An 18,962-nucleotide genomic window follows, 5' to 3' on the forward strand; every position below is an offset into this window, starting at 1 on the left:
ATCTCGTGACGCAGACGCGACCTGACCGTCGTCGGGATGCTTGAATCCGACGGGTGCGACCCACCTCACGTGCCCGCCGCGCGAAGTCCGAGTCCGGTCCCGTCGATCTCCGTTCCGACACCGTCACCCAGCCCACCAAGCAGATGCGTGCCGCGATGGCGGCCGCGGAGGTGGGCGACGACGTCCTCGACCGTGACCCGACGATGCGCGCCCTGGAGGAGCGGGTCGCGGGGCTGCTCGGCGCCGCCGACTCGCTCTGGGTGCCGTCCGGGTCGATGGGCAACCTCATCGCGCTGATGGCCCACCTGACCCGCGGTGACGCCTTCCTCGCCCCCGCAGGCTCCCACGTGCTCGAGGCCGAGCTGGGCACCGCGGCCTGGCTGGCCGGTGGCATGCCGCGGCCGCTCGAGCACGACGGCGGCCCCGGCAAGATCACCCCCGACGCCGTGCGCCGGGCCGCCGGCGGGCCCGGGCCCTACTACACGATGCGCACCAGCCTGCTGTGCCTGGAGAACACCCACAACGCCGCCGGCGGGACCGTCACCGCGCCGGAGGAGCACGCCGCCGTCGCGGCCGCCGCCCGCGCCGCCGGGCTGTCGGTGCACCTCGACGGTGCCCGGCTGTGGCATGCCGCCGTCGCGCTGGGGGTGCCGCCCGGCGCGCTGACCGTCGGCGCCGACACCGTGCAGGTCTGCCTCAGCAAGGGCCTGGGCGCACCCGTCGGGTCGCTGGTCGCGGGGTCGGCGGAGTTCACCGCGGAGGCGCGGCGGCTGCGCAAGATGCTCGGCGGCGGTGTCCGGCAGGGTGGCGTGCTCGCCGCGGCCGGACTCGTCGCCCTCGACCGCGTCGACCGGCTCGCCGAGGACCACGAACGGGCCCGGGTCCTCGCCGAGGGGCTGCGCGAACACGGCTGGCAGGTCTCCGAGCCGGAGACCAACATCGTCCTGATCAGCGTCGCCGACCTGGCCGGGACGCTCACCCGCTTCGAGGACTCCGGGGTCCGGGTGGCGCCGATGGCCGGGAAGGTCCGGCTGATGACCCACGCCGACCTCACCGACGGCGACATCGACACCGCCCTCGACCGGATCGGCCCCGTGGAGAACGGCGTCCAGGACCCCGCGCCTGCCCACCTCGCACCGGCCGGCCCCGGGCACCGCTCCCTCAGGCGGGCGGCGGGCTCCGCCGGTCGCGCTCCAGCGCGGCGAGCCGGGCGTTGACCGCCCGCAGCTCGACGAGCACCTCGTCGAGCCGCTCCGTCGTGTCCTGCAGCTCGTCCTCAGTGCGCTGGGCCGCCGCGGCCGTGGTGGTGCGCAGGTTCGTGATGAACCAGCTCGCGATCGACGCCGTCACCACACCGAGCAGGGCGATACCCGCGACCATCAGCGTGCCCGCGACGAGCCGGCCCTCGAACGTCACCGGGTACCGGGCGCCGTAGCCGACCGTCGAGATCGTGGTGATCGTCCACCACAGTGCCTCGCCGAACGTCGTGATCGTCGCGCCCGGGGCGTCGCGTTCGGCGTCGAGCACCGCGAGCGCGGAGACGAACCCGACCAGCGTCACCGTGCCGGCCACGTAGACGGCGACGCGGCCGCGGAAGTCGTCACGCAGCTGCCGGTTCAGCACCCCGATGATCGTCACGACGCGCAGCGCACGCAGCGGGCGCAGCACCGGCAGCACGAGGATCAGCAGGTCGAGGATGTGTGTCCCGACGAACCGCAGCCGCCGGTGCGCCAGCGCGATCCGCACGACGTAGTCGGCGCCCATGATCGCCCAGATGACCGTCAGCACGGTGTCGAGCGCCTCGTGCATCTCCGGGGACAGCGACCGCTGCAGCACCTGCCACGTGAAGACCGCGAGGAACACCACGGCCAGCCCGGTCAACGGCCAGTCGACGCGGCGGTCCCAGGCGGCGATGCGCGGCTCGTCCATGGGCCCGGGACGATAGCCGCCGGCCACCGGCCACCGGCGCCGCGGCACCGACGATCCAGGCCAGCAGCGGCGTGACCTGGTCGGACGAGGGTCCGACGTTCACAGCGATGTCGCGGCGAGCGCGGACCGGCGGCCGCCGGGCGGCACTGATCACACCGCAGGGAGCCAGCCCCGGAGCCGTCGCAGCGCCTCGACGATGTCGTCGGTGCCGCCGGCGAAGGAGAACCGGATGAACCGGTTGCCGTCGACGGGGTCGAAGTCCATCCCCGGCGCGACGGCCACCCCCGTCTCTGCCAGCAGCCGGTAGGTCAGCGCCATCGAGTCGTCGGCCAGGTGCGACACGTCGGCGTAGACGTAGAAGGCGCCGTCGGCCGGGGCGAGCTTGTCGATCCCCAGGTCACGCAGCCCGTCGAGCAGCAGCGACCGGTTGTGCGCGTAGCGCTCGACGTGCGCGTCGACCTCCACGTAGGACTCCGGGCCGAACGCGGCCAGCGCCGCGTGCTGCGGCAGCGCGGGCGGGCACACCGTGAAGTTGCCGGTCAGCCGGTCGACGGCCCGGCGCAGCCGCGGCGGCACCACGAGCCAGCCCAGCCGCCAGCCGGTCATCGAGAAGTACTTCGAGAACGAGTTGACGACGATCGCCTCCCGCGACGTCGACCAGGCACACGACGTCGCGGGCGATCCGGCGTAGCCGATGCCGTGGTAGATCTCGTCGCTGACGAACTGCACGCCGTTGCCCTCGCACCACGTCGCGAGCGCCGCGAGCTCCGCCGGGTCGAGGACCGTGCCGGTCGGGTTGGCGGGGCTGGCGACGATGAGGCCCGCGACGGGCTCGTCCAGCGCCTCCAGCATCTCGACGGTCGGTTGGAACCGCGTCTCCGGGCCGCACGGCAGCTCCACGACCTCGCAGCCCAGCGCGGTGAGGATGTTGCGGTAGCAGGGGTAGCCGGGCCGGGCGAGCGCCACGCGGTCGCCGGCGTCGAACGCGGCCAGGAACGCCAGCAGGAACCCGCCCGACGAGCCGGTGGTGACGACGACGTCGTCCGGTGCGACGTCGAGGTCGTAGGTGCGCCCGTAGTGGCCTGCGATCGCCTCGCGCAGCGGCTCGATGCCCAGCGCCACGGTGTAGCCGAGGACCTCGGTCTCCAGCGCCGCCGCGGCCGCGGTGCGCACCGCCTTCGGCGCGGGCGTCGACGGCTGGCCCGCCGAGAGGTTCACGAGGTCGCCGTGGCTGCGGGCCCGCTCGGCCGCGGCCTGCCAGACGTCCATGACGTGGAACGGCGGGATCTGCGAGCGAAGCGCTTCGGGGCGCGGACCGGTCACGTCCCGAGCCTAGGAGACGCCCCGGCGGACGCTCCCGAGAACCGGCCGCAACCTCACGGTCGTGATCCGGGCGCAGGAGGACGCCGAGGTTGCGCGCGGATCGCTCGGGGCTGCCGCGGGTCAGGCGCGGGCCGGGATCGCGACCTCGCCGCGGGCGGCGCGGGCCGCGATGTCGGTGCGGTGGTGCGAGCCCGGGAGGTTGACGCCCGCGAGCCGCTCGTAGGCGTCGGCGCGGGCGCCGTCGAGGTCGTCGCCGGTGCCCACGACCGAGAGCACCCTCCCGCCCGCGGAGACGACGGCGCCGTCGTCGCGGCGCCGGGTGCCTGCATGCAGGACGCCCTCCCCGTCGGCGCCACTGATGACGTCACCGAGCCGGGGAACGCCGGGGTAGCCCTCTGCGGCGACGACGACCGTGACGGCCGAGCCCTCGGCCCACTCCAGGGGCGCGACGTCGGCGAGGGTCCCGGTGGCGACGGCACGCAGCAGGCCGGCGAGCGGGGTGCGCAGGAGCGCGAGGACGACCTGGGTCTCGGGGTCACCGAACCGGCAGTTGAACTCGATGACCGACGGCCCGGCCGAGGTCATGGCGAGGCCCGCGTAGAGCAGCCCGGAGAACGGGACGTCGCGCCGGGCCATCTCGTCGGCGACCGGCTGCACGACGCGGGCGACGATGTCGGCGACCGCCGCGTCGTCGATCCAGGGCAGCGGGGCGTAGGCGCCCATGCCGCCGGTGTTGGGACCGGAGTCGTCGTCGCCGACGCGCTTGAAGTCCTGGGCCGGCACGAGCGGGACGACGGTGGTGCCGTCGACCAGGCAGAACAGCGACGCCTCCGGTCCGTCGAGGAACGTCTCCAGCAGCACAGGGTGGCCGCCGTCGAGCAGGGCGGCGGCGTGCGCGCGGGCGATCTCGCGGTCGGTGGTGACGACGACGCCCTTGCCTGCGGCGAGCCCGTCGTCCTTGACGACGTACGGCGGCGTGAACCGGTCGAGCGCGGCGTCGAGCAGCGCAGGGCTGTCGACGATCTCGCAGCCCGCGGTGGCGACGCCCGCGGCCGTCATGACGTCCTTGGCGAAGCTCTTGGAGCCCTCGATGCGGGCCGCGGCGGCGCCGGGGCCGAAGCAGTCGATGCCGGCGGCGCGCACGGCGTCGGCGACACCGGCGACCAGCGGCACCTCCGGCCCGACGACGACGAGGTCGGCCGTCCAGTCACGGGCCAGCCCGACGACCGCCTCGGGGTCGACCGCGTCGACGCCGTGCTGCTCGGCGACGGCGGCGGTGCCGGCGTTGCCGGGGGCACACGCCAACGCCGTGACCGCAGGGTCGGACGCCAGGCTCAGGACCAGGGCGTGCTCTCGGGCACCGGAGCCGATCACCAGGACTCGCACGGTCGGCCAGCCTAGGGGCCCGCGGCGGGTGGGTGGTCACCGCATGCGGGATCCGGACGCGCGTCACAGTCCCAGGCGGGACGGCGCGGTCGTCACGCGTTCACCGCGGCGACGTCGCCCGGTCGACTTCCGTCGCCCGGACAGTCGTCCCGCGCCCCCAGACTGGCCCGATCATCACCCGACCGGGAGGACAGCCGGTGATCGACCTCGGCTCCGGTGCGACGGCACCCCTGGTGATCGCACATCGTGGAGCGTCGGGATACCGGCCGGAGCACACGCTCGCGGCCTACGAGCTGGGTGTACGTCTCGGCGCCGACGCGCTCGAGCCGGATCTGGTGTGCACGGCCGACGGGGTTCTCGTCGGCCGGCACGAGCCGGAGATCGGCAGGACGACCGACATCGCGGCACGTCCGGAGTTCGCCGACCGCCGGACGACGAAGACGATCGACGGCGTCGCGCGCGAGGGCTGGTTCGTCGACGACCTGACGCTGGCCGAGGTGCGGACGCTGCGCGCGGTGGAGCGCATCCCGGACGTCCGCAGGCGCAACACACTCCACGACGGACGCCACCCGGTCGCGACGTTCGACGAGATCCTCGAGCTGCGGGCGCGGCTGTCGGCCGAGGTCGGCAGGCCGATCGGGCTGTTCCCCGAGATCAAGCACTCCAGCTGGTTCGCGGCCCGCGGCCTGCCGATCGAGCCCGCGCTGGTCGACGCGCTCGACCGAGCGGGTCTGAACCGGCCGGGGTCGCCGGTGTGGGTGCAGTCGTTCGAGACGGCGAACCTCGTCGCCCTGCGCGGGGCGTTGCGGACGGGCCTGGTGCAGCTGCTCGACGACCACGGGGCCCCCGCGGACCTCACCGCGGCCGGGGACCCGCGGACGTTCGCCGATCTCGCCACGCCCGCGGGGTTCGCGGGGATCGCCCGCTACGCCGACGCGGTCGGGGCGGCGAAGCGGCTCGTCGACCCGCTGCTGGTGTCGGAGGCACACGACTTCGGGCTGTCGGTGCTGGTGTTCACGCTGCGCAACGAGAACCGGTTCCTACCGGCCGACCTGCGCCGTCCGGGACCCGACGGCGAGTGGCACGACGACGACTTCGGGGACGCGTTCGCCGAGGCGGAGCGGTACCTGCGACTGGGCGTCGAGGGCGTGTTCAGCGACCACCCCGACACGGCGGTGGCGGTCCGGGACGCGCTGACGGCGGCGACGAGCCGCGGCCGAGGGCTCAGCGGCTGACGTCGGCGACGAAGTCACGCAGCAGCCTGCGTACCTGCCCGGGCCGTTCCTGGTGCGGGAAGTGCCCGGCGCGGGCGAGGACGTGGCGGCGCACCCCGCCGCCGGCCCAGCGGTCGGACGCGGCGGCCGTCGCGGGCAGGATGCAGGGGTCGTCGGCACCGTGGATGGCGAGGACGGGCGCGCTGACGGGACGGGCGACGGCCGCGGCGAACCGCCGGCCCTCGGCGCGCAGCTGGGAGCGCATCGCCCACCGGTAGTACTCCATCGACGTGTGCGCGACGACCCCGATCCGGATTGCGGACCTGTTGTGCGCCACCACGTCCGCGAAGTCGTGGGTGATCGTCCAGTCGTGTCCCGCCCAGCGGCGCATGATCGTCTCGACCCGGGCGCCGTCGTCGACGCGCAGGGACCTTTCGGGCAGCCGCGGCAGCTGGAAGCCGAGCGCGTAGGAGGCGGTGGCCCGGCCCTGGCCGCGAGGGTCGCGCCACACGGCCCGGCGGAACGCCAGCGGGTGCGCCGCGCCGACGATCCCCAGCCCCGCGACGAGCCGCGGGTGCAGCGCGGCGAGCGTCCACGCGATGAAGCCGCCCCAGTCGTGCCCGACGACGGTGGCGCGCTCCTCACCGAGCGCCCGGATCAGGCCGGCGATGTCGCCGGCGAGGGTCCACAGGTCGTAGCCGCGGGGCGGCTTGTCGGAGTCGCCGTAGCCGCGCAGGTCGACAGCGACGGTCCGGTACCCGGCGGCGGCCAGGTCGGGCAGCTGGTGGCGCCACGACCACCAGAACTCCGGGAAGCCGTGCAGCAGCACGACGAGCGGGCCGGTGCCCGCCTCGGCGACGTGCAGCCGGATCCCGTTGGCGGACACGTCCCGGTGGATCCAGGGGCCCTCGATCCGGACGACCGACGGGTCCGGCCCGCGGCGCCGTGCGACCACCGGGTCAGGTCAGCTCAGGGGTGTTCCCCGCGGACTTGCCGCGGCTGCCGATGACCTGGGCGGTGTCCTTGAGCGAGCTGATCGTGCGCTCCGGCTTGCGGATCTTGCGCACCCGCAGGAAGCCGAGGAAGCCGAACAGGCCGGCGACGACGACCATGAAGCCGAAGACGATGCCGAACGCCGCCGCCCGGTTCAGCCACAGGGCGAGCAGCTCGCCCAGGGCGAAGAACAGGAAGAACAGGCTGAACAGCACGATCGTCAGGGCGACGATGAAGAAGATGCTGCCCTGCACGCCCTTCTTGACCTCGGACGTGACCTCGGCCTTGGCGAGCTCCACCTCGGAGCGGACCAGCGACGACAGGTGCGTCGTCACGTCCTTGACGAGTCCGCCGACCGACTGGTCCTCCGGCTTGACCGGGTCCGCGGACAGCGGGATCGAGGGCAGCACAGGCGGAACGTCCGTGCCGCCGGTGTTGGTCGGGCTGGCCACCGCGGTCCCCTTCTTCTGTCCTGCTGGGATCGTCACCGTCGCTCCGGGGAGCCGGTGACACGTCGTGATCAGGAGTCATCGTGCCACGGCCCCACGGGCGGTGCCCGCTCAGGCGCAACCGTCATCCGGTCGTGACGTGCCCGTCGTCATTCCGGGGTCGATCCGGTGTCGCTCCGGGGTTCCGCTCCGCTGTGGACGCGACGGCGGCGCAGCAGCAAGGCGGCCGCGATGAGCGCGGCCGCGGTGCTCGCGAGCAGGACCGCGGCCTTGGCCGCCTCCATCTCGGCCGGCAGGTCGGCCAGCGACAGCTCGGCGATGAGCAGGCTGACGGTGAAGCCGACCCCGCCGAGCATGGACACCGCGAGTATGTCGCGGCCGCCGAGCCCACGTGGGCGGCTACCGGGGACGAGCCGCATGACCAGTGCGGCCGACCCGGCGATGCCGATCACCTTGCCCACCAGCAGACCCGCGACGACGGCGAGCGGGACCGGATCGGTGACGACCGTCCGCAGCGCCTGGGCCCCGAGCGGCACCCCGGCGGCGAAGAGCGCGAACACCGGCACGCACAGCCCGGCCGACCACGGCTGCAGCCGGTGTTCGAGCCACACGGCCGGGGCGTGCTCCTCGCCGGGGTCGGCGCGGACCCGGACGAGCAGGCCCAGGACGACGCCGGCGATCGTCGCATGGATGCCGGACTCGTGGACGGCCGCCCACGTCACCAGGGCGAGCGGCACGTAGAGCCACCAGGCGCGGACGCGGCGGCGCTGCAGGTACCAGAACGTGGCCGCGCAGGCCGCGGCGACGAGCAGCCCGAGCAGGTGGATGCCTGCCGAGAAGACCACGGCGATGACGACGATGGCGCCGAGGTCGTCGGCGACGGCGAGGCCGAGCAGGAAGATGCGCGCTGTCGCCGGGAGCGACGAGCCGGCCAGCGCGAGCACCCCGAGCGCGAAGGCGATGTCGGTGGCGACGGGGATCGCCCAGGCCTGGTCCATGCCGGGGGCGCCGCGCCCGACGAGCAGCGCGAGCCCCGCGGGGACGACCATGCCACCCAACGCGGCAGCGACCGGCAACAGGGCGCGCCGGATCGACGACAGCTCGCCGACGACGAGCTCACGCTTGAGCTCGAGGCCGACGACGAAGAAGAACAGGGCGAGCAGCCCGTCGGTGGCCCACTGACCGACGGTGAGGTCGAGCCCGAGCGCGGCGGGCCCGAGGCGGGCGTCGCGGACCGTCTCGTAGCCGCCCTTCCACGGCGAGTTCGCCCAGATCAACGCGATCGCGGTGGCCCCGAGCAGCACCATCCCGCCGACGGTCTCGGTGCGCAGGTAGCGGGCGAACTCGGAGACGGGCTCGGGCAGGCGGCGGTTCATCGGGGCGGCTCCGGCGGAATCGGGCATGCGGACGACACGCCGACCAGACTTCCCGGCACACCGCCGACGACCTTACCGCCGCTCGGTCCGGGAACACCGGCCGGCTCAGTCCGGGAACGCCGTCCAGCGGGACACCGCCCACAGCCCGCCGAAGCAGCGCCTGCACCGCAGCGACGACGAGGAAGACGCTCAGCTCGACGCCACGGCGCTGCACGTCGACGGCGGCCACCGCGCCGCCCGCGACCCACCAGCGCCGCCACGATGATCGTTCGCTGCGGGCCCGGGGGTGTCGTCGAACGGGGTCGGTGACTCCACCGGCGGCACTGCACCGAGGGTACGCGGGGAATCCCCAGGTGGATGCGACATTCGGGGGACGCCCGTGGTCCTGCGGCGCCCGGGCCGCTACTCGTCCGGGCGGCCCCGGAGCCTCTTGATCGCGCCGCGCCGCGTCTTCGCGTCCATCCGCCGCCGCTTCGCACCCCTCGACGGCTTCGTCGGCCGCCGCGCGGGTGGGTCGGCCGCCGTCGCCTCTCGCAGGGCCGCCAGCAGCCGCTCCCGGGCGGCGTCACGGTTGCGCAGCTGGGAGCGGTGTTCGGACGCCACGATCGTGAGCACCCCGTCGACGAGGCGGTTGCCGAGCCGGCGCACCGCCCGCTCGCGCAGGTCGTCGGGCACGCTCGGCGAGCGCGCCACGTCGAACGACAGCTCCACCCGCGAGTCCGTCGTGTTCACGCCCTGTCCGCCGGGACCCGAGGCGCGCGAGAAGCGCCAGCGGAGCTCGCGCTCCGCCAGCACCACGTTCTTGCGCACCACGAGATCGTCGTCGGACACGAGCAGTGCCTACACCGCATCGACCGTCGGTGACCAGCCGAGCGCCGGCCCCAGCCGCGTCGCCATGTCGGTGAGGATCTGGACGTAGTCCTGCGGCTCGAAGCTGAACGGCAGCGCGAACACCACCTCGGTCACCGCCCGGTAGGCCTCGTGGGCGTGCAGCTGTTCGGCGATCCACTCCGACGGGCCGACGATGTCGCGGGCGAACAGCATCCCGGCCGGACCCTGGGGCTTCTCCGTTCGTGGCGTCCGTTCGGCCGCGTAGGCCTCGTACTTCGCACGTTGCTGCGGTGTCGCCGAGTCGGTCGGGACGACGACGAGCCCCTGCGACACCCGGCCCTGGGGGTGCGACTGCCGGAACTCGTCGATCTGGGCCCGCTGAATCGCCGCGAACCCCGTCCTCTCGTTGCCCTCGGCCCGCACGACCGAGCTGGTCAGCAGGTTCATCCCCAGCTCACCGGCCCGCCGCGCCGACCCCAGGCTCGCCGCGCCGTACCACATCCGCGACCGCAGCCCGGGCGAGTGCGGCTCCACCCGTTCCGAGTAGACCTCGAAGCCCTCGGTGCCGCTGAAGGTGCTCGCCCGCTCGCCCGCGACGAGACGCAGCAGCCGGCTGAGGCGCTCGTCGCCGAAGTCCTCGTCGGTACCGGGACAGAGCGCCTCCCGGACCTCGTCGAGGTTGCGTGGCGGTCCCACGCTCACCCCCGGGTTGAGCCGGCCGCCCGAGAGCAGGTCGACAGTCGCCAGGTCCTCGGCGAGGCGCAACGGGTTCTCCCAGCCCAGCGGCGTGACCGCGGTGCCGAACTCGATGCGCCGCGTACGCTGCGACGCCGCCGCGAGGACGGCGACGGGCGAGGAGATCCCGTACTGGAGGTGCCGATGCCGTAGCCAGGCACTGTCGAACCCGAGCTGCTCGCCCAGCTCGATGGTCCGCAGCGTGTTCTCGTGGCCGGGCCCCGGATCGGCACCGTCGAAGAGGCCGATGGTGAGGAAGCCGAGCCTCTCCAGCGGCCGCGCCGTCTCGCTCAGTCCTCGCCCTTCCCGTCCTGCATGCCCGACGAGATCAGGTCCATGACCGTCGAGTCCGCCAGCGTCGTCACGTCGCCGACCTCGCGGTTCTCCGCGACGTCACGCAGCAGCCGGCGCATGATCTTGCCCGAGCGCGTCTTGGGCAGCTCGTCGACGACCATGATCTGGCGCGGCTTGGCGATCGGCCCGATCTCCTTGGAGACGTGCTCGCGCAGCGCCTTGATGGCTTCCTCGCCCTTGGCCTCGTCCTGGGCGACGTTGCCGCGCAGGATCACGAACGCCACGATGCCCTGGCCCGTCGTCTCGTCCGACGCGCCGACGACCGCGGCCTCGGCCACCGTGGGGTGGCTGACCAGCGCCGACTCGACCTCGGTGGTCGAGATGCGGTGCCCGGACACGTTCATGACGTCGTCGACCCGCCCCAACAGCCAGATCGCGCCGTCGTCGTCGTACTTCGCACCGTCGCCCGCGAAGTAGTAGCCCTGCTTCTCGAAGCGGGACCAGTAGGTGTCGCGGTAGCGCTCCTCGTCGCCCCAGATGCCACGCAGCATCGACGGCCACGGCTTGTCGAGCACCAGGTAGCCGCCGCCGCCCGGGCCGACCGGCTCGGCCTCCTCGGTGACGACCTCGGCACTGATGCCCGGCAGGGTGCGCATCGCCGAACCCGGCTTCGTCGCGGTCACGCCCGGCAGCGGGGCGATCATCATCGCGCCCGTCTCCGTCTGCCACCAGGTGTCGACGATCGGGCAGTTGTTGCGGCCGATGTTCTCCCGGTACCACATCCACGCCTCGGGGTTGATCGGCTCACCGACACTACCCAGCACCTTGAGCGAGGACAGGTCGTACTTCTCCGGGATCTCCTTGCCCCACTTCATGAACGTCCGGATCAACGTGGGCGCGGTGTAGTAGATCGAGACACCGTACTTCTGGATGATCTCCCAGTGCCGACCCTCGTGCGGGGTGTTGGGCGTGCCCTCGTACATCACCGAGGTCGCCCGGTTCGCCAACGGCCCGTACACGATGTAGGAGTGCCCGGTCACCCATCCGATGTCCGCGGTGCACCAGTACACGCTCTCACCGGGCTTGTGGTCGAAGACGGCGTGATGGGTGTAGGCCGCCTGGGTGAGGTAGCCGCCGGACGTGTGCAGGATGCCCTTGGGCTTCCCCGTCGTCCCGGACGTGTAGAGGATGTACAGCGGGTGCTCGGCGTCGAACGACCGGGCCTCGTGCGTGTCGGCCTGCCGGTCGACGATCTCGTGCCACCAGACGTCGCGGCCGTCGGTCCACGGGACGTCGGTCTCGGTGCGCTTCACGACGAGCACGTGCTCGATCGACGGCGTGTCGGCGACCGCCTGGTCGGTGTTCTCCTTCATCGGGGCCGGCTTGCCGCGCCGGTACTGCCCGTCGGAGGTGATGAGCAGCTTCGCCTCGGCGTCCTCGATCCGGGACTTCAGCGCGCTCGGCGAGAACCCGCCGAACACCACGCTGTGCAGCGCACCCAGCCGGGCACACGCCAGCATCGCGACCGCGGCCTCCGGGATCATCGGCAGCTGGATCGCGACCCGGTCACCCTTGCCGACGCCGAGCTCGGTCAGCGCGTTCGCCGCCCGGCACACATCACGCTGCAGGTCGGCGTAGGTGATGGTGCGGGTGTCGCCGGGCTCCCCCTCCCAGTGGAAGGCCACCTGGTCGCCGTGCCCGTCCTCGACGTGGCGGTCCACACAGTTGTAGGCGACGTTCAGCTCACCGCCGACGAACCACTTGGCGAAGGGGGCGTCCCACTCCAGGACCGTGTCCCACTTCTTCGTCCACGAGAGCCGGTCGGCCTGCTCCGCCCAGAACGCCTCCCGGTCGGCGTCGGCCCGGTCGTACCAGTCCGCCGTCGCATTGGCCTGGGCCGCGAACTCCTCGCTGGGCGGGAAGGTGCGGTCCTCGTGCGACAGGTTGCTCAGGGTGGCGCCGGACTCGGCCATTTCCTCACGTCCTCCTCGTGGCTGCGGGGCCACCGACCGCGAGCACAACTCGGCGGCGGTCAGGGTCACCGTCTCGCAGCGAACGGTAGTGCGCCGACGCGCCGGATGCACCGTCAGTACGGAGAGGGAGCCACCGGGTGACAGGTGGGGGTCGGCACCGATGACAGCATGGCGTCGTGGCCCCCTCCTCCACCACGGACCCGCTGGCACCGCTCGTGTCGCTGCCCGGCGTCGGCGACGCCGTGGCACGCGTCCGGGACGCGCTCGTCGCCGTCCACAACCACCCGGCCAACAGGCGAGGATTCGCCGCCAACGCGGCCGAGGGAGGCCTGCGTGGCGCCCGCGCCTCGGCGGCGATCGACGGTGCCCCGCTGACCACCGCGGACCTCGTCTCCGACCCGCTGCTCGCCGGCGCGGCGCGGGTGGCCGACGAGCACGCCCGGCTGGTCCCGGTGTGGAAGGCCGCGCCGCTGCAGGCGCTGGCCCGGCTGCACGTCCTCGCGGCCGCCGACCTCGTACCCGTCGAGCAGCACGACGCCGAGCTCGGCCGGCCCAGGCCCGGCACGTCGGACCGGCTGGCGCTGCTCGCCGACCTCGTCACCGGCGCGACCCGGGTGCCCGCGCCCGTCCTCGTCGCCGTCGTGCACGGCGAAATCCTCGCGCTGACGCCCTTCGGGGTCGCGGACGGTGTGGTCGCGCGCGCCGCCGCCCGGCTCGCCGCGACCGCGTCGGGTCTCGACGTGAAGTCGCTCGCCGTGCCGGAGGTCGGGCACCTGCGCAGGCTCGCCGAGTACCGGACGGCTGCCGCGGCGTTCGCGGCCGGCGGGGCCGACGGCGTGGGTGCGTGGCTGCTGCACTGCTGTGAACAGTGGGAGGCGGGCGCACGGGAGGCGACCTCGATCGCGGAGTCGCGCTAGCCGTCGTCGCCGTCGTCGCCGTCGTCGCCGTGGTCGTGCCCAGGACATGAGAAAGGCGGCACCCTCACGGGTACCGCCCCTCTCGCACGACCTTCCGGGGTCCAGGCGTGCACTACGTGTCGTGGTCCGGCCTCGGCGTCCGGCGTCCCGGTACGCAGGCCCACGACGACATGCCTCCCGCGGCGTGCTGTGCGTGGAGTGCCCGGCGTCCGTGCACGGAGCCCACCCGGGGGAGACGGGTACTTCTCTGCCGTACCGCCCCTGGCCGACCGGAGTCCGTGGGGTCATTTGTAGTGCGTGACCGCGGGCACATCAAGGGTCGGATCGGGTACACCACCGGATGGACGCGTGGTGACGAAAAGGCGTCGCACGGAACCCGGATGGGGGCTGCACCGGAGCTGCGGGCACGGAGTACAAAGGATTGTTTGCGCTGCTCAGCGCCAGTGCCGTCGCAACGACCGGTGCCCGATCCATCCTGCGCCGGCCAGCGCCACCACACCCACGCCCGCGGCAGCCAACGTCGTCGGCGACGACACCCGCAGCCGTGAACCCAGCGCCACGGGATCGGCGAACGTCAGCACCGGCCAACCCCGCTCCTCGGCCTCCCGGCGCAGTGCCTTGTCCGGGTTGACCGCCGTCGGATGGCCCACCGCGGCGAGCAGCGGCAGGTCGGTGATCGAGTCGGAGTAGGCCCAGCAGTCGGCCATCCGGTAGCCGCGCTCGGCCGCGATGTCCCGAGCCGCCTCCGCCTTGTGCTCGCCGTAGCAGTAGTAGTCGATGTCACCGGTGTACCGGCCGTTACGCACCGTCATCCGGGTGGCGAAGCAGCGGTCGGCCGCGACGAGCGCCGCGATCGGCTCCACGACCTCCACCCCCGATGCCGACAGCACGACGACCTCCTCACCCGCCGCCTGGTGCCGGGCGATCAGATCGGCCGCCTCCGCGTAGACCAGCGGCTCGACGATCTCGTGCAGCGTCTCGGCCACGATGGACCGGACCTGCTCGACCTCCCAGCCCGCGCACAACGCCGTGATCCGCTTGCGCAGCATGTCCATCGTGTCCGCATCGGCGCCCGCGAGCAGCAGCATCAGCTGGGCGTAGACGCTGCGCAGGACGGCCCTGCGCCCGATCAGCCCGTGGCTGCGGAACGGCCGGCTGAACGCCAGCGCGCTCGACCCCGCGATGATCGTCTTGTCGAGGTCGAAGAACGCCGCCGACGTCGGGGTCCCCTCGGGCGGTCGTGGCACGTCGCGGGAGCTTGCCAGATGCCGGCGACGACACCGCGTCACGGCGCGCGGCACGCCACGGCGACACCCCGAACCACATCCCTCGGAGGGGCGCGCATCGGGCCCTTATCGGGCTACGATTGCCGCGGCCCGTTCGCGGGCCCGCGGTTCAGCTCGACCCCCCGGGGCTGAACCCACGACGGCCCCCGCCACTCCCCCCTGGCGGGGGTCGTCCCATGTCCGGGGCAGGCCGGATGCATTGGGCGCCAGCGGATCTCGGGCGGTTCTCCCGCCGCGCCGCGCGTGCTGCCCGCCGCATCGTCACACACCCCACCGACACCGCCGGCCGTCCACAGCAACCATCGGGTCGATCCGTCCACATCTCCACAGACCTGTCCACAGTCTCCGGTCAACCTCCCCACGTCCCCGTCCGGGCCGACACGCTCGACGACGGACAGCGCACCGCTCCCCGACGGTGCCGGCGAGGAGACGAGGACAGATGGACGAGCGACGCGCACTGCTGATGGTCGACGATCCCGACCTCCTCGACGCCGTGCTGCGCCTCGCCGCCGCCGCGGGGTGCGAGGTCCACCGCGCGCTCGACGCGACCGACGCCCGCCGCCATTGGACGGACGCGGCCGTCGTCGTGATGGACGTCGGGGCGGCCGAACGCTGCGCCCACGTCCCGCTCCCCCGCCGCGACGGGACAGTGCTGGTCACACCCGCCGACCCGCCGCCACACGTGTGGCGGCTCGGGCTCGTCGTCGGCGCCACGAACATCGTCGAACTCCCCGAGGGCGAGCTGTGGCTGGTCACCACGTTCACCGAGGCGACCGAGAACGCGGGGCCACCGGGCGCCGTGCTGGCGGTCGTCGGCGGCTGCGGCGGCGCAGGCGCCTCGGCCCTCGCCGCGGCCACGGCGCTGCGCGCGGCCCGCGACGGCACCCGCACCCTGCTGCTCGACTGCGACCCGCTCGGCGGTGGCCTCGACCTCCTCCTCGGCGCCGAGGACGTCCGCGGCGTCCGATGGCCCGAGCTGTCCGTCGTGGACGGACGGATCCCTGCGGGCGCACTGCACGACGCGCTGCCCGCCATGGGCGACCGCGGGCTGTCCCTGTTGTCCTGCGACCGGATCGGGCCCGGCCCGACCGCCGGCGCCCTGCGTGCCGTCGTCGAGTCCGGGCGCCGCGCGGGCGACACCGTCGTGTGCGACGTGCCCCGCCAACCGGGCGACTCAGCCGCCGTCGTCCTCCCGGCGGCCGACCTCACCGTCCTCGTCGTCCCGGCCGACGTGCGCGCCTGCGCCGCGGCCGCCCGCGTCGCGACCGAGCTCGCCGCACGGTGCCCCGCGGTGGGGCTCGTCGTCCGCGGGCCGTCACCGGGCAGGCTGGCACCCGTCGAGATAGCCCGGGTGCTCGACGTCCCGCTCCTCGCCTCGATGCGCCCGCAGCACGACCTCGACCGCCGGCTCGAACGCGGCCTCCCACCCGCCGACCGCGGCCCCCTCGCCGACACCGCCGCCACCCTGCTCACCGAGCTGCGCGACCGGTCCCGGCTCAGCCGCAGCGGGTGGGCGTCGTGAGCGCCCTGGTCGACCGGGTCCGTTCGCGGCTCGCCGAGAGCGGCGGGGAGCCCACCGCCGCGGCCGTCGCCGCCGCGATCCGCGCGGAGGCCGGCGGCGTCGTCTCCGACCTCGACACCCTCGCCGCGCTGCGCACACTGCGTCAGGAGTTCATCGGTGCGGGGCCCCTCGACGCCCTGCTGCGCGACCCGCGCACCACCGACGTGCTCGTCAGCGGCGGCGCCGTCTGGGTCGACCGCGGCCGCGGGCTCGAACGCACCGCCGTGTCCTTCGCCGACGAGGCCGCCGTCCGCCGCCTCGCCCAACGGCTGGCCCTCGCCGCGGGGCGCCGCCTCGACGACGCGAGCCCCTGCGTCGACGGCTGGCTGGCCGACTCCGGGGTGCGGCTGCACGCCGTGCTCGCCCCGGTCGCGGCCGACGGCACCTGCCTGTCGCTGCGGGTCCTGCGGCCCGCGACCCACGACCTCGACACCCTGACCGCCCTCGGAACCGTCGACGCCACCGGTGCAGCCCTGCTCCGCGCCGTCGTCGCCGCCCGGCTCGCCGTCCTCGTCTCCGGCGGGACCGGCAGCGGCAAGACCACGCTGCTCACCGCGCTGCTCTCGGCGGCCGACCCCGCCGAGCGCATCGTCACCGTCGAGGACGCCGAGGAGCTGCGGCCCCGGCACCCGCACGTCGTCCGGCTCGTCGCCCGGCCCGCCAACGTCGAAGGGGCCGGCGGGGTCGCGCTGCGCGAGCTCGTCCGGCAGGCGCTGCGGATGCGGCCCGACCGGCTCGTCGTCGGCGAGGTGCGCGGTGAGGAGGTGTGCGACCTGCTCGCTGCCCTCAACACCGGTCACGACGGTGGCGCCGGCACCGTGCACGCCAACTCCCCGAGCGAGGTCCCGGCCCGGATCGAGGCGCTCGCGGCGCTCGGCGGGATGGCCCCGCCCACGGCCCACAGCCAGCTCGCCGCCGCGGTGCAGGTCGTCCTGCACATGAGCCGCCGCGACGGACACCGCGTCCTCGACGGCGTCGGCGTCCTCGACCGCGGCGACGGACGCGTCCTCGTCGAGCCCGCGTGGACCCGATCCGGCGGCTGGGACACCGGCCGTGCCGTGCTCGGTGCGCTGTTCGCGGCCCGCGGTCAGGAGCCGACGTGGTGAGTGCCGCCCTCGTCGCGCTCGCAGCGGCCGTCCTCGTCGCGCCCGGGCACACCGCCGCAGCCCGGCTGCGCCGCGTGACCGGCACCGACGTCGGCGGGCGACGGCTCCCGCGTCCGACGGCGGCGCTCTGGGTCGTGCTCGGCGCGACCACGGTGGCCGGGCTCGTCGCCGGTGCCGGCGGGGCGGCGGCCGGGTTGCTGGCCGGCACGATCTGGGCTCGTCGTCGCGTGGCGCGGCGGGCCGCCCTCGCCGCTGCCCTCGCCGGCACCGAGCTCGCCGACGCGCTGACCCGCATCTGCGACGAGCTGCGCGCGGGAGCGCATCCCGCGGCCGCGCTCGCCGGGATCGACTCCGACGGCGTCACCGCCCGCGACGCGCTGCGTCCCGCCGAGGCCGCGCTACGTCTCGGCGAGACCGTCCCGGCGGCGCTCGCCCGCTCGGCCCTGCACTCCGCCCTCACCGCCGACGTCGACCGTGTCGCCGCGGCTTGGGCGCTGTCCGACCGCCACGGCGTCCCGCTCGCGACCCTCCTCGCGTCCGTCGCCACCGACGTCCGCTGGCGCGTCGACTTCGGCAACCGGGTCCGTGCCGAGCTGGCCGGTCCGCGTGCGACCGCCACGGTCCTCACCCTGCTGCCGGTGCTCGGCCTCGCGTTCGGGCAACTCATGGGTGCGGATCCGATCGGGGTGCTGCGCGACGGCCTCCTCGGCGCGGTCCTGCTCGTCGGCGGCACGCTGCTGACCGCGGCGGGTGTCGCCTGGTCCGAACGCATCCTCGCCGCGGCGGTCCCCCGATGAGCCCCCTGCTCGCCGCCGTCGCGCTCCTTGCCGCCGCGGCGCTCGTGACCACCGACGTCCACGTCAGCCGCACCCGGCTGCGGCTGCTGTACCGGTCCGCGCCGGTCCTCCTCGCCGCGCCCACCCCGGCGACGTTGCGCCGCGGCTGGACGGTCACCGGCGGCGTCGCAGTGGGTGCACTCGCCGCCGCCGTCGGTGGGGCGGTCGCAGGAGTCACCCTGGGCGCACTCGTGACCGGCGCGTTCGTGGTCCTGGCACGGCGGGCCCGGGCCGCCGACGCCGGTGAGTCCCCCGCCGAGCTCGCCGGTGGCTGGGAGCTGCTCGCCGTCTGCCTCGACGCGGGCCTGCCGCTGCCCACCGCCGTCGACGCCACCGCCCTGCGGCTCTCCGGCCCGGCCGGTCGCGACCTGCGCCGGGTCGCAGGACTGCTCGAGCTCGGCGCCGATCCTGTTGAGGCATGGCAGAGCGCTGCTGCCCGGCCCGCCCTCGCCGTCTTCTCCCGCGCGGCCCGGCGGTCGGCCGCGACGGGCTCCGGCATCGCGCACGTCGCCCGCACCGAGGCGGTTCGGCTGCGCGGGGAGCTCGTCGACACCGCCCGCGCGCGGGCCCAGCGCGCCGCCGTGACGATCACGGGCCCACTCGGCCTCTGCTTCCTACCTGCGTTCCTCGTCCTCGGCATCGCGCCCGTCGTCGTCGGCCTCGCGGGCGATGCCCTGGCCCTGTGGTGAGCCTCCCTCCGGTGAGCCGCACGGTGCCCACCCCACAGATCCGTCCGTCCCACCCACCAGAAGG

General features: G+C 74.2%; 17 protein-coding genes. 7 read left to right on the plus strand and 10 right to left on the minus strand.

What is annotated here, in order from left to right; all coding sequences use genetic code 11:
* Positions 1-53: 53 nt before the first annotated feature.
* Positions 54-1,217 carry a low specificity L-threonine aldolase gene (locus TOK_RS11120; RefSeq protein ID WP_098957751.1) on the plus strand — a complete coding sequence of 388 codons (1,164 nt, stop codon included), beginning with the start codon at positions 54-56 and terminating at the stop codon, positions 1,215-1,217.
* On the opposite strand, the gene TOK_RS34895 is transcribed toward TOK_RS11120, so the two are convergent.
* From TOK_RS34895 to purD, 3 genes are all read right to left on the minus strand, one after another.
* On the minus strand, positions 1,162-1,929 hold the full coding sequence (locus TOK_RS34895; RefSeq protein WP_098957752.1) for a potassium channel family protein: 768 nt from the start codon (positions 1,927-1,929) through the stop codon (positions 1,162-1,164). The two genes, TOK_RS11120 and TOK_RS34895, sit on opposite strands and share 56 nt — an antisense overlap.
* 150 nt (positions 1,930-2,079) lie before the next feature.
* Positions 2,080-3,252 (minus strand): pyridoxal phosphate-dependent aminotransferase, encoded by a 1,173-nt coding sequence (locus tag TOK_RS11130; RefSeq protein ID WP_098957753.1) that lies wholly within the window; start codon positions 3,250-3,252, stop codon positions 2,080-2,082.
* Between the two features lie 120 nt (positions 3,253-3,372).
* Positions 3,373-4,638: a phosphoribosylamine--glycine ligase gene (purD, locus tag TOK_RS11135; protein WP_098957754.1), complete on the minus strand. Its 1,266-nt coding sequence runs from the start codon at positions 4,636-4,638 to the stop codon at positions 3,373-3,375.
* A 197-nt stretch (positions 4,639-4,835) separates the two neighbouring features.
* Between purD and TOK_RS11140 the strand changes: the two genes are divergently transcribed.
* Positions 4,836-5,873 carry a glycerophosphodiester phosphodiesterase family protein gene (locus TOK_RS11140; RefSeq protein WP_098957755.1) on the plus strand — a complete coding sequence of 346 codons (1,038 nt, stop codon included), beginning with the start codon at positions 4,836-4,838 and terminating at the stop codon, positions 5,871-5,873.
* Here the strand turns inward: TOK_RS11140 and TOK_RS11145 are convergent.
* From TOK_RS11145 to acs, 6 genes are all read right to left on the minus strand, one after another.
* Positions 5,863-6,738 carry an alpha/beta fold hydrolase gene (locus TOK_RS11145; protein WP_253258318.1) on the minus strand — a complete coding sequence of 292 codons (876 nt, stop codon included), beginning with the start codon at positions 6,736-6,738 and terminating at the stop codon, positions 5,863-5,865. The two genes, TOK_RS11140 and TOK_RS11145, sit on opposite strands and share 11 nt — an antisense overlap.
* Positions 6,739-6,811: 73 nt before the next feature.
* Positions 6,812-7,297, minus strand: coding sequence for a phage holin family protein (locus TOK_RS11150; protein WP_098957757.1), 486 nt, complete (start codon positions 7,295-7,297; stop codon positions 6,812-6,814).
* A 146-nt stretch (positions 7,298-7,443) separates the two neighbouring features.
* Positions 7,444-8,670: a Na+/H+ antiporter NhaA gene (gene nhaA / locus TOK_RS11155; protein WP_098957758.1), complete on the minus strand. Its 1,227-nt coding sequence runs from the start codon at positions 8,668-8,670 to the stop codon at positions 7,444-7,446.
* 402 nt (positions 8,671-9,072) lie between these two features.
* Positions 9,073-9,501, minus strand: coding sequence for an alternative ribosome rescue aminoacyl-tRNA hydrolase ArfB (gene arfB, locus TOK_RS11160; protein WP_098957759.1), 429 nt, complete (start codon positions 9,499-9,501; stop codon positions 9,073-9,075).
* A gap of 9 nt (positions 9,502-9,510) precedes the next feature.
* Positions 9,511-10,530 (minus strand): LLM class flavin-dependent oxidoreductase, encoded by a 1,020-nt coding sequence (locus TOK_RS11165; protein ID WP_098957760.1) that lies wholly within the window; start codon positions 10,528-10,530, stop codon positions 9,511-9,513.
* Complete coding sequence (acs, locus tag TOK_RS11170; RefSeq protein ID WP_098957761.1) at positions 10,527-12,503, minus strand: acetate--CoA ligase; 1,977 nt, start codon at positions 12,501-12,503, stop codon at positions 10,527-10,529. Before acs ends, TOK_RS11165 begins: the two co-directional genes overlap by 4 nt.
* A gap of 176 nt (positions 12,504-12,679) precedes the next feature.
* Here acs and TOK_RS11175 point away from each other — a divergent pair, with 176 nt between their 5' ends.
* Positions 12,680-13,420 carry an oxidoreductase gene (locus TOK_RS11175; RefSeq protein ID WP_098957762.1) on the plus strand — a complete coding sequence of 247 codons (741 nt, stop codon included), beginning with the start codon at positions 12,680-12,682 and terminating at the stop codon, positions 13,418-13,420.
* Between the two features lie 434 nt (positions 13,421-13,854).
* On the opposite strand, the gene TOK_RS11180 is transcribed toward TOK_RS11175, so the two are convergent.
* Entirely contained in the window at positions 13,855-14,667 is an 813-nt protein-coding gene (locus tag TOK_RS11180; protein ID WP_098957763.1) for an HAD family phosphatase, read from the minus strand.
* Positions 14,668-15,145: 478 nt separating this feature from the next.
* Here TOK_RS11180 and ssd point away from each other — a divergent pair, with 478 nt between their 5' ends.
* From ssd to TOK_RS11200, 4 genes are read left to right on the plus strand one after another with little or no spacing between them, the layout of a single operon-like run.
* Positions 15,146-16,228 (plus strand): septum site-determining protein Ssd, encoded by a 1,083-nt coding sequence (ssd, locus tag TOK_RS11185; RefSeq protein ID WP_098957764.1) that lies wholly within the window; start codon positions 15,146-15,148, stop codon positions 16,226-16,228.
* Entirely contained in the window at positions 16,225-17,373 is a 1,149-nt protein-coding gene (locus TOK_RS11190; RefSeq protein ID WP_098957823.1) for a TadA family conjugal transfer-associated ATPase, read from the plus strand. Before ssd ends, TOK_RS11190 begins: the two co-directional genes overlap by 4 nt.
* On the plus strand, positions 17,370-18,170 hold the full coding sequence (locus tag TOK_RS11195; protein WP_098957765.1) for a type II secretion system F family protein: 801 nt from the start codon (positions 17,370-17,372) through the stop codon (positions 18,168-18,170). The genes TOK_RS11190 and TOK_RS11195 overlap by 4 nt, the downstream gene beginning before the upstream one ends.
* Positions 18,167-18,898: a type II secretion system F family protein gene (locus TOK_RS11200; RefSeq protein ID WP_098957766.1), complete on the plus strand. Its 732-nt coding sequence runs from the start codon at positions 18,167-18,169 to the stop codon at positions 18,896-18,898. The genes TOK_RS11195 and TOK_RS11200 overlap by 4 nt, the downstream gene beginning before the upstream one ends.
* The last annotated feature ends 64 nt before the right edge of the window (positions 18,899-18,962 follow it).

Source organism: Pseudonocardia sp. N23, assembly GCF_002583555.1.
Taxonomy (GTDB): Bacteria; Actinomycetota; Actinomycetes; order Mycobacteriales; family Pseudonocardiaceae; genus Pseudonocardia.